Consider the following 13,528-nt stretch of genomic DNA (forward strand, 5'->3'; position numbering starts at 1 on the left):
AAAAGGTGATTGTAAGCAGCAGTTTTATTGGCTCCTTTATCCTCCTAATAGTTTTTAGTAAGATTGTCTATATCTCCTTACCCACAGGAATTGGGTTCTTTGGTGAATTTACATTTTTACTCTATAAATTGTTAGGAGTTAGTTAATTTGCGTTATTGTAGAGATTTACTACAATTCAGAAAGGAGCGAATCAATGAACACCTTTATCCAAATTCTATCCAGCTTGGGTCAGGGAATAATTGCGGATTTGAATCTGGTTACGTTACTGATGATATTGGTCGGGGCGCTTGTTGGGATGATCTGTGCTGCAGTTCCTGGTCTAACACTTATAACCGGTATAATCCTTGTGTTGCCCTTTACCTATGTAATGGATGCCACAAATGCCATTATATTATTAACGGCCATCTATCTCGCAGGTACCTATGGAGGGGCATTTCCAGCGATATTATTTAAGATTCCTGGTGATCCGATCCATGTACCGTTGCTTTGGGATGGTTATCCAATGGCTCGTCTAGGACTGGGAGCAAAAGCCTTGGGTTGGACTCTCGTGTCTACGATCTCAGGTGGATTGTTTGCAGTAATCCTCTTGGTTTTAGTTTCAGCTCCCTTGGCTGTGGTAGCTCTCAAATTTTCAAGTCCTGAGTATTTTGCGATTGTCTTTTTAGGACTGACAAGTGTTTTGTTTTTAGGGGATGCTTCACTACGCCATAGCATTGTATCCTTGGCCTTGGGACTTTTGATCTCTACTATAGGAGTAGATGCCATGTTCGGGGTGGATAGATTTACGTTTAATACTGATTTGCTCCGTGGTGGGGTCGATTATCTAAACGTCTTAATCGGGGTTTATGCCGTAGCAGAAATCCTTGCCAGGATGGAACAGGGCTTTGCGGCACCAAGTTTAAAGCTGGTCAGTAAAGTGAAAACAACATTGCCTTCGTTTAAGGAGTTTAGTAACTTATTCCCTACTTATTTCAGGAGCAGTATTCTCGGAACCTTTATTGGTTTTGTGCCCGGAGCTGGAGCGACAATCGCTGCATTTCTAGGATACGGTGTAGAAAAACAGGTTGGGAAGAACCGGAAACAATTAGGTGAAGGGGCCCCTGAAGGGATTATGGCCAGCCAAGCAGCAGCTACGTCATCTGTCGGAGGCGCTTTGATTCCCTTACTTACCTTAGGAATACCGGGAAGTGGCGCAACGGCAATTCTAATGGGGGCATTCTTATTACACGGGATTCAACCCGGACCAGGAATTTTCATGAATAATGGTCCACTAATCTACGCAATATACGGGTCGTTGTTTCTTTGCTTAGCATTGATGATTATACTCGGCTTCTTGTCAGTGAGGCCACTAATGACAATACTAAAGGCACCGGAAGCAGTCACGTCTTCCTTCATTTTGGTACTTTGTATGTTGGGAGCTTATGCGCTCCGGTCAAATATTCAGGACGTATGGATTTTATTTGTTTTTGGATTAGTGGGTTATGTATTGACACGATATAATTATCCGACTACCCCATTGGTACTCGGGGCAATCCTTGGTCCGTTGGCGGAGAGTTCCTTTTTGACGACGATGATCAGCTTCCATAATGATTGGACTGTCTTATTTACCCGTCCGGTTAGTGCAGTATTTATGATATTAGCTTTGATTAGTCTTTTGGTAGCTGTATTATTACCTGTGTTAAAGAGAAAGAAGGAATTAATCAAGAATTAATCAAAACACTTGTAATAAAGTTCTGTCGAGACAACGCATGCAACTAAGGCGAAGACACAGGACACTGCCTAGTATCGAATACGCCATGAATGGTACGGATTCGACCGGTCGCCTTCCCCAAGGTTTGGCACCAGCTTTCATAGAAGGGAGGCCTTGTCATGGATGAATCGAAATCATGGCAGGAACACCAAAAGTGTAAGAAGGTTATACATTCCCTAGCAAAAAGACTGTATAGTTGCATCGCCTTTTCTTCAAACAAACATCATCTTTAGCAAATTTACCATTTAGATCCTTTGGTCGTTGAAGGTTTTTGCTATGACCTTAATCGATCACCATCCTGCTCGGGGACATCATTTTATACATTCGGAACTCCTCCATACGCGAAGGAAGCAGGACCTTACGCGGAACGACAATAGATCCTTCTTTATTGTGGCACGGACAGACTTACTTACTAATTTAAAATCTTTTAACACGGGTGTAGAAGATCGTTCTCTCTATACCCGTGTCTTTATTCTAGACATGTTTTCGTTAAAATTATTACCTTTGTTGTTGTAATTGGCTAATTAATTTATAATGGTTGATATATGATATACAGCAATCCTCCAAAGACGTGAGATTATCGCACTATTCATAACTTGAGCTATAAGGACAAGGGAGATGGAATGTCGATGAGCAAGATATTACGGGTGAATATGTCAAATTTGAGCCTCGTGACAGAAGTGCCCAAAGAAGACTATCGCCTTCTCGGCGGTCGCGCGTTTATTGCTAAATATATGTTGGCAGAAGTGAAGTCAATCTGTGAACCTTTAGGACGGCATAACGCATTAATTTTTGCCCCAGGGCTTCTCGGTGGCAGTAAGGCCTTTAGCTCTGGGCGAATTTCCATTGGAGGCAAAAGTCCGTTAACCGGTGGCATTAAAGAAAGCAATGGGGGCGGAGTGGTTGGCATAAAATTAGCTCGACTCGGCTATCAAGCAGTGATTATTGAAGATCTCCCCAAAGCTGCTCAGAAATATATCCTTAAAATCACAAGCTCAGGAGCAGAGCTGCTTTCAACTGAAGATTATTGGGGCCGTGGAGTGTATGAGATTGTAGCTCGTCTGAGACAAGACTTGGGCGAGAAGTTTGATGTGCCGGAGGAAGAACTGGATGATGTCCATCAAGTGTCCAGCGGGAGATTAAATGCATGAGTATATTAAGAGACTTAGATTATAGAAATATTGCGGCAGGAATTGCCTCAGGACTCTTGGCGATAACGGGTCCACCTGCCATGGTAATAGAGGCTGCTTCAAATGGTAACTTTACTACGACACAGACGATTCTCTGGATGTTCGCAGTCTATGTGTTCGGTGGGATTTTTAGCATTCTAGTGCCACTGTACTATCGTATGCCGATTGTGGGGGCCCACTCAATTACGGGTATAGCCTTTCTAACCACAGTTACGGCTCAATTTACCTATCACCAGCTCATCGGTTCCTACCTTTTTGCCGGCCTATCGATGCTCTTGATTGGCTATCTGGGCGTTTTTTCAAAGCTGCTTGAATATGTACCCAAACAAATCATTGCTGTAATGTTAGCAGGAATGATCACGAAGTATATGGTTAATTATGTGGGGGCGATACACCAACTCCCGCTGCTCGGTGGAATCTCCCTCCTTACATATTTTATGTTTACCAAATTTCGAACACGGATTCCCCCCATGGTAGCGGCTATAGCGATGGGTTTAATTCTCTTACTTTTAACACAGCCCTTGAATAGCAGTGGATTAATAACGTCCTTTGTAATTCCGACTCTTCAACTTCCAGAATTTAATCTCATGAGCTTTATTTCCGTTTCGATTCCTCTCGCCCTTCTTATTTTAAGTAATGATGCTGCCGTCGGAATAGGCGCTTTGGAGCAAAATGGTTATCGGCCCCCAGTGAATCGAATCATAGCCTTAAGTGGAGTTTTTACGATCATTACGAGTTTTTTCGGAGGGCAGTCTGCCAACGTGGCAGGAATGATGTCAGCTATTTGTTCAGATCAAGAGGCTGGGCCGAAAGAAAAACGATATATGGGAGCAGTGGTCTCGGGCTGCATCATTCTTGTGTTCGGCTTATTTGCCTGGAAGCTGGTTCCCTTGTTTCAGGCTTTACCAAAGGCGTTTATTTCAATACTTGTTGGCTTTGCCCTGCTGGGAGTGTTCGGAAATAGCTTGTCTGTTGGCTTCTCGAAGCCGACGATGAAAATGAGTGCGGCCTTTACCTTTGTCATCGCCGTATCGAGTATCACGATTTTTAATATAGGTGCTCCGGTATGGGCCTTAGTCGTTGGTACGTTCATTGCACGTTATATTGAGGAAGCTTAATCAACAGACGTTACAAACATAGAATCTTCCGTACAATAAATCGGCCTACCCTTTTTAAGAATATTTGGGAACCTAAATGAAAGTTCCTCTTCCCATCTCATTACAATTTTAACAATCTTGTCTATCAACAGAAGAATTTCCTGATCTAAAGATGGAAGTCTGTGTTCAATATCAGCATACTCCAATGGAGAGTATATTTCATCATCCGAGCATATTTTTCTGTTAACAAGTTTCTTTTGTTTTCCTGCGCCATATAAAGGTCATTCAGATAGCTTTCCAGGGTGTCCTAAGACCAGCTTATCGCTTGTTCCCCGGCACCTAACTGTTGACTTTTAATGTTAATCGTGTTTAGGGATAAGCTTTCCAGCTTCCGTAGTTAAAATCTCTCCATTTGACACAACAATCTGTCCATGAACTAGTGTGAAATTAAGCCCTATGGGAAATTCGGAGGGCTCGTTGAAATTCTCAATAGCATTGATTTTTTCTGGTTCAAAGATGACTAGGTCAGCATCATAACCCGTTTTAACAAATCCCTTATTAGGTAGATTTAACCTGAGGGCTGGGTCTCCTGTGATTCGCTTGATACCTTCTGCCCAAGTCATGAGCTTTTTATCTCGGACATATTCTCCCAAGAACTTAGGGTATGTGCCATATAAACGGGGATGAGGTTTGCCCGTAGGAATTCCATCCGAACCTATTTGACACAACGGGTGTTTCAGCAAAGCAACAATATCTTCCTCGGCAAAAAGATTGTGCAATACCATAGAACACCGACAATCCTCGCTAATCAAAAGTTCAGCGATCTGATCAATTATTTCATGAACGAGTTTGGTTGGTTCTAAGCCTGTTTTTCGGACTAACTCAGTCGCTGTTTGACCTTCAGCCCATTTGTTTCGCTGGTTAAAGGTCGAACTAATCATAATATTTGACCATCCTACCATTCCAACAAAGTTATCCCAACCCGGATAATCTGGTCCATTATCATTCAATTCTGCCTTTAGCCTAGCTCGCTGTTGAGGGTCCTTTAGTCTGCGAATAATTTCAGGACTACCACCTTCCTTGGCCCAAGGGGGTAGAATTTGAGACAAAAGTGTACTGCCGGCCCGATAAGGGTGCTGATCAAAGGTGACATCGACGCCATCCATCCTAGCTTGTTCCACCATTTCTATCAATTCCTGACCAGTAATACCGAACTTTGGATTAGCGTAGGAGCGCATATGGGATATCTGCAACTTAACCCCGGATTCTTTGGCTACAGCTAGGGCCTCGGTCATTCCCTCACGGACTTGGCGAGAGTGGCTGCGAATATGAATCATCATGATGCCATTATGAGCTGCCACCACCGAACTTAGTGCGACGAGTTCTTGTTTAGGGGCAAACATTCCTGGTAAATAAGCCAAACCATAGGAAATACCTAAAGCTCCCTGTGACATGGCTTCTTCCACGATCATGCTCATCCTCTCCAAATCCTTTGCTGAAGGTGTGACATTTTTTAAGCCTAAAACTTGGGCTCTAATAGCTCCATGCCCGATCAAAGGTACTATGTTGTTGGACTTTTTTGCTTTGTTTAAATCAGATAAAAAGGATGAAAAATTGGGCCAATCCCAAGTTTGGGGCAGATTTCCTAAGATTGGGGCTAAATAATTGCGCCAATCTTGCATCGTTTCCGTATGCGGAGCTGATCCGAGACCACATTGCCCAATCAGTTCAGTTGTAACCCCTTGTCTTATTCTACTTTCACGGATTGGACCAGACATAAACGGTACTAAGTCACAATGACTATGCACATCGATGAACCCCGGAGCAACCATTTTGTGGGTGGCATCGATGACGAGGTTAGCGTCTGTTGACAGATCTTTAGCCACCTCTACAATCATGCCATCCTTAATCCCAACGTCATTATGCTTGGGCGTATTACCCGTTCCATCCAACACTAAGCCACCTATTATTGCAATATCTAACATTAATAACAGAACCTTTCAACTTAATCTTAACGTCTAATTAATAATTTACTCTACCAAAATAAAGTTGATTGTTCAACTTCCAAAAAGCACCTGTACCAATAAATGAGGTGGTCATTTCTGAGGAAAAACAAGGGGTCAGGTGTGTTGTTTCGGATAATTAATTCGAAACAACACACCTGTCCCTCTGTTTCGGGGCGTTTAGGGAGTAAATGCGGGTCTACCCTCATCAATAATTTCCGAACTTTCAAAAAAACCTTTAAGTAAAGCGGCTTGTGATTGTAAAGCCATGCCGTCAATATGTCTTCTATCCATCATTAGGTAATCATTTCCGCTTTTTAAGTATGGGTTTGGACCGACAGCACACAACACTTTGAAACCGTTATCGAGTAGATATTGAAACTTAGGGTCACCGGGTAGGACTGAACTTCCAAAGGGATAAATATATACATCCGTAAGGCCCGTAAAAGGGGCTACCTCCGTTTGCCAGCGCTGGGTATCTTTTGTCAATACAGTTAGGGGGATTTTTCTGGCATCAAGGTGACCGTACCCATGGGAAGCAAAGGACCAGCCAGTTTCTTTCAAGCGTTTTATGATGATGAGTGCTTGATTTTTTTCAAAGTCGAAGTTGGGGGAGTCTAACTGATTTGTTCGGTACCCTAAAACCCCTTCATACCCAGTGAGAGCAAGGATACCTTTGGCTCCATTTAAAGAAAAGTCTTCGTGTTCCTGTACAAATTGATCGAGGATAGGGATGATTTCATTATCTCGAGAAGTAGTAGGTACTCCCTGTGGAGACAAGGAAAAGGTGGCAATATTTCCGTGTTCATCAAGGATTAACTTATGCACTGTGCCATTCGGAATCATATATTCGTAGTAATTTAGGTCATCAATTGAAATAATCAAAGGCTTCTTACCGGCTGGTAGTAATAAATCTTTTCTAACAGTCAGAGGCTTCCCATCTTTCGAGGGGTTTAAAATTGCATGAATATCAATCAGGATATAGTTGTTTTTATATAAAGAATCTAGGATTTTTTTAAATTCTTTGACAGTTATAAACCAGTCATTAAAACCTTTAGATTGCTGGTCATTATCAAAAGCCAGCTCAGGATAAGCTAGTAAGGGGTGAAAAAATATGTGTTCTATTGGTCCTTGATATACAACCATTGCGTGGGCTTTTTTGTAATCGGTTAGCTTGGTCAATATCTCACTATCATTCGGATAGTACTCGGAGATCGTCTGAAGGGTATCGTAAGCTTCTTTGTATTGTTGCTCGTTGGCAAGAGCAGCGGCAATAGCTAGGTACTCTGAGTATACAATAGCTAAACCTTCTTTGATTTTTTCCTGAGCAACTTGAAAGTCCTTTTCATCCTCTGGAATTACGTTTTGGTACAACGGTATGGACTTAAGGTAATCGTTAGTGGCGAAGTATTGATTAGCAGTGGTTAAATCTTGACGGGATTGATAATAAGCTTCAAGTTCGATTTGATAGGATCTGACCGAATTTTCAAAGCCAAGTTTCTTTATGTTTTGCAGGTAATAAGTAATTTTATCGTAATCTGCCCCAGTATCAATATAAACCTTTGTAACCTCCTTTAACTGAGAATCAATAATGGGAAGCAACTCTTTTTGGAATAGAGTAATCCCATGATTAAGTTCAGAGGTTTGGAAACCTGATTTCTCCAGTAAGATTTGATCGGTGATACTGGCAAATTTATTGGCTAAAATTTCGTTAATCTGAATTGCGGTGGAATCTTTTAGTCTTCCACGAACTAGGGTATTGATCTCATTTAACTCAGTTCGGGCGTTATCGTACTGGTTGTTATGTACTAGGCTTATGAAGTTATCAAGTTTCGAGGATAGATGGGGGGGAATTACTAGATAACCAAATAAAGTGAGTATGATCAATACGACTTGGAATGAAAGCATAGCAAAGAGGAAAAGGTAAAATCCTAAAGGTTTAAAGCGGTTTACGAGCAGAGCATTGTTGTTAGGTTTATGTGGCTTAAAGTTTGGAACGGAATTCATAAAAGTCTCTCCCTCGTGTTAAAAAATGCACCATTTATAACAAGCTTTATTATTTTCGACAGAAAAGCATTATTTTCCTACCCAAGTCAAACAAGTTACGCAAGAAGATTAGAGAAAATTTCAAAATATGTACAGTCAATTTGGGGAACAGAGGGACAAGAGTGTTGTTTCTTCTCTGTTTCTTCTCTGTTTCTTCTCTGTTTCTTCTCTGTTTCTTTGTTTTGTTTCTTCGAAACAGTGTACCTGCCCCCTGTTCCATTCCCCACTCCTGCATTGGGTGTCTTTATTTAGATCGTTTTGGCTTAGGGACTGCTTCTTTTTTAGGGGTAGAAAATCTAACACCCGAATGTTTAAAATTGTAAATAAAAAATTCTTAACATTATGCCAATTATAGTGTATTATATAACAAATAATAAATAGGAGGCGTGATATATGAAAGAGAAACACCGTGAAGGGTTACTGGAGGAAAAACGGTTGTTTTTCCCTCCTACAGGGTTTAGCTCAAATGCCGTAATTCAAAACCCTAAAATTCACGAACTAGGGCAGGAACGGACGAAGTTTTGGGACGAACAGGGGAAACGGTTGGACTGGTTTCAACCATGGGACACTGTATTAGAGTGGAATCCTCCGTTTGCCAAGTGGTATGTTGGCGGAAAATTGAATGCAGCTTATAATTGCTTAGATCGACATTTAGAGGGGGCGCGTCGGAATAAAGCGGCACTAATATTTGAAGGAGAACTTGGAGAGCGTAGAGTCTTAACCTATCAAGATCTTCATCGTGAGGTATCCCAGTTTGCGAATGTTCTCAAGTCTTTAGGGGTAGAAAAGGGAGACCGCGTGACAATTTATATGCCCATGATCCCAGAGACTGTGATCGCTATGCTAGCTTGCGCTAGGCTTGGAGCTCCGCATACTGTCGTATTTGGTGGATTCAGTGCGGAAGCTTTGAGTGACAGAGTCCTAGACGCTCAGGCAAAGGTTGTCGTTACATCCGATGGAAGTTATCGTCGTGGAAATATCATTCCGTTGAAAGAAAGTGTGGATCAAGCACTTCGCGATGTCACTTGTGTTGAAAAAGTGATCGTTGTTCAACGGACGAGTCAGCCTGTTAATATGCAAGAAGAACGGGATATGTGGTATCACGAGGTCATTAAGAATGTCTCGCTCGTTTGTCCAGCCGAACCAATGGAAGCGGATGATATGCTTTTCATTCTTTACACGAGCGGAACAACTGGAAAACCCAAAGGAGTTGTTCATACTGTCGGTGGTTATATGGTTGGAGTTTCAACAACTCATGAATGGGTATTTGACCTCAAAGAAGAAGATGTCTATTGGTGTACTGCGGATGTTGGTTGGATAACAGGACATAGTTATTTGGTGTATGGACCATTATCTAATGGTGCAACGGTTGTTATGTATGAAGGAGCACCGGATTATCCGGAAAAGGATCGGTATTGGGAAATCATCGAGAAGTATAGGGTAACAATTTTATATACTGCACCAACCGCAATTCGCACGTTTATGAAATGGGGGGAAAGTTATCCTTTAGGCAGGGATCTATCAAGTTTACGACTCTTGGGTTCGGTCGGAGAACCGATTAACCCAGAAGCTTGGATGTGGTACTACAAATATATTGGGGGAGAGCGCTGCCCCATAGTAGATACCTGGTGGCAAACGGAAACGGGTATGATTATGATGACACCCGTTCCAGGGATTACCCCTCTAAAGCCAGGATCGTGCACGATCCCGTTCCCAGGTGTCCATTTAGAAGTAGTGGATTCTGTAGGCGATCCAGTACCGAAAGGTGAGGGGGGGTATTTAGTAGTTTGCGAGCCTTGGCCTGCGATGCTTAAAACGGTGTATGGTGATGACAAACGCTATGAGGACACGTATTGGAGCCAGTTTACTGGTGTGTATTTTACCGGAGATGAAGCGAAATGGGATGAAGATGGTTATTTCTGGGTGATTGGTCGCGTGGATGATGTCATCAATGTCTCGGGACATCGGATTGGGACTGCGGAAGTAGAAGGTGCTTTGGTTGATCATCCATCGGTTGCTGAAGCAGCCTGCGTGGGTAGAATTCACGAAGTAAAGGGGCAAGCGGTGTTTGCCTTTGTCAGTTTAAAAGAAGGAATAGTAATCCACGATGGGCTAATTAATGAACTAAAAGCGCATGTTGTCCTAAAAATCGGTGCACTCGCCCGGCCAGATGACATTTTTTTGACGGCTGAATTACCTAAAACTCGAAGCGGAAAGATTATGAGGCGTCTTCTAAAGGACATCGCCGAAGGTCGGGCAATGGGTGATACCAGCACCCTTGCAGATGTTGCTGTTATTAATTTTCTGAAAAAGAATATTGACGCCCAGAAAATCCTAGATGCGCGGAATGCCTCGCTAAAATTAGGGAGGAATAAGATTTTAATTCCTGACAATGCCACGTTTAATCGTTGTAAGGATGAGTCTTATGATGGGTACAGTTATACAGTATGGTTCTCTACACCTGCTAAGGATGGATCACGTCATCCAGTTACCCATTTTTATTGCTTTCAGTGGATAGAAAGACTGAACTTAGCGGCTCAAGTTGGTTTGGCAATCACAAATATCATGATAAACAACAGTAGTGCAGTCGAAGCAATATTCGGAAGTGGGATACCAGATTTTAGCCATGCGGTGATCAATGAGGGGAATATTAAGGATGACTTATCAGAGGAAGGACAACTCTGCTTTTGTGGTTCAGAGGGCTAGGGAGATGAAATTAGAACGACTTAAAGGATACGTCTTAAATATCCAGAAGAAATCGATTGAGAAAAGGAAAGAAGAGGCTATTTAAATTAAAGTTTGTTGAAGTTGAGAATTTTTTACCAAATTAATTTATAATTCTACAATTTATACTGTATACTTTTAACAAATTCCTTGTCGGTTGGCTAATAAAGTGATAATTTATGAATAATAAATATGGAGCAAAGGCGCTCTTTAAAGATTTGGCACAACAATCTTTAGGGGGTCTTTGCTCCATATTTTTACTATTTAATTTCAGAAGTTTAGCAACAATGGAAAAATTAACCCACTCTAAGAATTTATTGTATTTTTTAGGTATAGGTAATATACTATAGCTTGTACAGTAATTGGCAATTAAGCTTTCTGGAGATGGTTATCTCTAGGAAGCTTTTCTTCTTGGCAAGAAGGGGGTATAAGTATGGGGGGGCGTCCCTTCTCGCCATCACGGCGCCTTGCCATCCATGGAGGTGTTCTAATCTCGAACATCCTTGTTCGAGTCATGGCTACAGGGACACTCGGCCATCCATGGCCGGCGTAACTTGAAAATATACATATAATTGAATTTTCCAACAGGATGGAGTTGTAGAGTATTGAACTTAAAATTCAGAGGGGTCATAAAACAAGTTTTAGTATTGTTTGCTGCTCTGGTGGGAGCATTGCTAGTAGGTGCATTATTTCTTCTTTTAGCCAAGTCGGATCCTATGAAAGCTTATGCTGTTATGTTTTCAGGCCCGGTGAATGACAAATACGGGATAACCGAGACTTTGGTGCGGACAGCCCCCCTGCTCTTGGTGGGGTTGGGTATCGTTATTTCATTCCGCAGCGGGATCATTAACATTGGCGCGGAGGGTCAGATTTTGGCCGGAGCTATTGGGGCGGCTGCCGTAGCCACCTCCTTGCCTGGTTTGCCAGCGGTCATCCTGATGCCACTGGTATTTCTGGTCGGCGGTTTGTGCGGCGCGATCTGGGGGGGGATTGCTGGCTGGCTGAAAGCGCGTCTATCAGTTAATGAGATTCTCAGTACAGTGATGCTCAATCAGATTGCGTTTCAGTTATATATGTTTCTGATACGTGGACCGTTAATCGATCCTCAAGAGGTTTCTTATGGCACTGGCGTACCGCAAACAGCCTTAATCCCTGATCAGATCTGGCTTAGCAAGCTGATCCCAGGGACTCGACTTCATTCTGGAATAATTTTCGCGTTAGTGTTGGCGGTCTTGGTCTATATCTTTTTATGGCGAACCAGTATCGGATATCGTATGCGAGCAGTGGGTGCAGGACCTGAGGCCGCCCGATACGCCGGTATTAAAGTGGAATGGTACTTAGTACTAGCCATGGCTCTTGCTGGCGGAATGGCTGGACTGGCAGGTGTTGTAGAGGTGACGGGAGTACATCACCGCGCTTTAGAGGGTCTATCGGCAGGGTACGGATTCAGTGGTATCGTTGCTGCTCTTTTCGGACGCTTGCATCCCTTAGGCACCATACCGGCCGCGGTGCTGTTCGGTGCGTTGCTTTTAGGGGCGGAGATGATGCAAAGGGCTGTCAACATTCCTGCAGCCATGATCATGGTGATCCAAGGGCTTGTCGTCTTATTTGTGGTTTCTAGCGATTACTTCCTAAGGAACTCAGGTTCTTTAGCCCAATTAAAGGCTAAGTTATTTGGAGAAAAAGTGGACAAGCAAGGGGGCGAGTCATAATGGACGGTATCATCAATTCGGAAATAATCATCATTATCCTTGCTGCTGGAATCCGTCTGGCCACGCCTTACCTTTTAGCTGCCTTAGGGGAAATGTTTGTCCAACGCTCGGGGGTTTATAACCTAGGCGTGGAAGGAATCATGATGATGGGCGCTTTTGCGGGATTTTATGCGACGCTTCAGCTGGGAAGTCCCCTCCTAGGCATTGCTGTCAGCCTGGTCGTAGGGGCGTTAATGGGCTTGTTAATGGCCTTAGTCAGTGTGACATTTAAGGCTGAACAGGGAATTAGTGGTATAGGACTTTACATGTTTGGTTGGGGTCTGTCAGGGTTGCTTTTTCGCCTCTACGTGGGAGGCATTACTTCCGTCGAGGGCTTGAAGGCCGTAAAAATCCCACTGTTGAGTACAATTCCATTCCTTGGACCAGTACTATTTGATCATAACGGGTTAGTGTATACCGCGTTTATTCTAGTCCCCGTGACAGGTTTTATACTGTTTAAGACGAGTTGGGGTCTCAATGTGCGGGCTGTAGGCAATAAACCAGAGGCAGCGGACACCCTGGGGGTTAGTGTCGTACTTATTAGATATCAATGTTTGATTGTGGGCGGTATGCTGGCCGCTCTGGCTGGGGCTTTCTTAACAATAGGACAGGCTAATATGTATGCTGACAATATCACAGCAGGCAGAGGTTTTATCGCCATTGCCCTAGTTTACTTCGGACGCTGGAGTCCCTGGGGTATTCTGCTTGGCTCTCTCTTATTTAGTTTGGCGGATTCCTTTCAGAGCATGGTTCAAGTGCTGGGGATCAATTTCCCTTACGAATTGGCCGTCATTTTACCGTACATGGTCACAATTATTGCTTTAGCAATTTCCTATGGACGCGTCTGGTCCCCAGCAGCACTGGGTAAGCCCTTTCAGCGCGGAACCAGAGGTTAATTATAGAGAAAATTTAAGGAGGAAAAAGACATGAAAAAAAGAGTACTTACTTTATTGTTGGCTGCCCTTAC

Annotated in this window: 8 protein-coding genes and 1 pseudogene; 6 read left to right on the forward strand and 3 right to left on the reverse strand. The window is 43.0% G+C overall.

What is annotated here, in order from left to right:
* The first annotated feature begins 193 nt into the window (after window positions 1-193).
* The 3 genes from JL57_RS04820 to JL57_RS04830 all read left to right on the forward strand — a co-directional run bounded on the left by JL57_RS04820 (window position 194) and on the right by JL57_RS04830 (window position 4,058).
* Window positions 194-1,711 carry a tripartite tricarboxylate transporter permease gene (locus JL57_RS04820; protein WP_034140931.1) on the forward strand — a complete coding sequence of 506 codons (1,518 nt, stop codon included), beginning with the start codon at window positions 194-196 and terminating at the stop codon, window positions 1,709-1,711.
* A gap of 668 nt (window positions 1,712-2,379) precedes the next feature.
* Window positions 2,380-2,901, forward strand: a complete 522-nt coding sequence (locus JL57_RS04825) for an aldehyde ferredoxin oxidoreductase N-terminal domain-containing protein (RefSeq protein WP_034140932.1) — start codon at window positions 2,380-2,382, stop codon at window positions 2,899-2,901.
* Complete coding sequence (locus tag JL57_RS04830; RefSeq protein WP_034140933.1) at window positions 2,898-4,058, forward strand: benzoate/H(+) symporter BenE family transporter; 1,161 nt, start codon at window positions 2,898-2,900, stop codon at window positions 4,056-4,058. The genes JL57_RS04825 and JL57_RS04830 overlap by 4 nt, the downstream gene beginning before the upstream one ends.
* Here JL57_RS04830 and JL57_RS36235 read toward each other — a convergent pair.
* From JL57_RS36235 to JL57_RS33525, 3 genes and pseudogenes are all read right to left on the reverse strand, one after another.
* Window positions 4,055-4,338: pseudogene (locus JL57_RS36235) on the reverse strand (DUF4125 family protein). The gene JL57_RS04830 and the pseudogene JL57_RS36235 overlap by 4 nt on opposite strands.
* 58 nt (window positions 4,339-4,396) lie before the next feature.
* Complete coding sequence (locus JL57_RS04840) at window positions 4,397-6,022, reverse strand: amidohydrolase family protein (RefSeq protein ID WP_034140934.1); 1,626 nt, start codon at window positions 6,020-6,022, stop codon at window positions 4,397-4,399.
* A gap of 198 nt (window positions 6,023-6,220) precedes the next feature.
* Window positions 6,221-8,047, reverse strand: a complete 1,827-nt coding sequence (locus JL57_RS33525; protein WP_291299717.1) for a hypothetical protein — start codon at window positions 8,045-8,047, stop codon at window positions 6,221-6,223.
* Window positions 8,048-8,479: 432 nt separating this feature from the next.
* Here JL57_RS33525 and acs point away from each other — a divergent pair, with 432 nt between their 5' ends.
* The 3 genes from acs (at window position 8,480) to JL57_RS04865 (ending at window position 13,457) form a co-directional block, all read left to right on the forward strand.
* The gene (gene acs / locus JL57_RS04855; protein WP_034140936.1) at window positions 8,480-10,792 is read left to right on the forward strand and encodes an acetate--CoA ligase; all 2,313 of its coding nucleotides are present in this window, start codon (window positions 8,480-8,482) and stop codon (window positions 10,790-10,792) included.
* A gap of 623 nt (window positions 10,793-11,415) precedes the next feature.
* Window positions 11,416-12,522, forward strand: coding sequence for an ABC transporter permease (locus tag JL57_RS04860; protein WP_034140937.1), 1,107 nt, complete (start codon window positions 11,416-11,418; stop codon window positions 12,520-12,522).
* Window positions 12,522-13,457 (forward strand): ABC transporter permease, encoded by a 936-nt coding sequence (locus JL57_RS04865; RefSeq protein ID WP_034140938.1) that lies wholly within the window; start codon window positions 12,522-12,524, stop codon window positions 13,455-13,457. The genes JL57_RS04860 and JL57_RS04865 overlap by 1 nt, the downstream gene beginning before the upstream one ends.
* Window positions 13,458-13,528 lie beyond the last annotated feature (71 nt).

The organism is Desulfosporosinus sp. BICA1-9 (genome assembly GCF_000802135.1).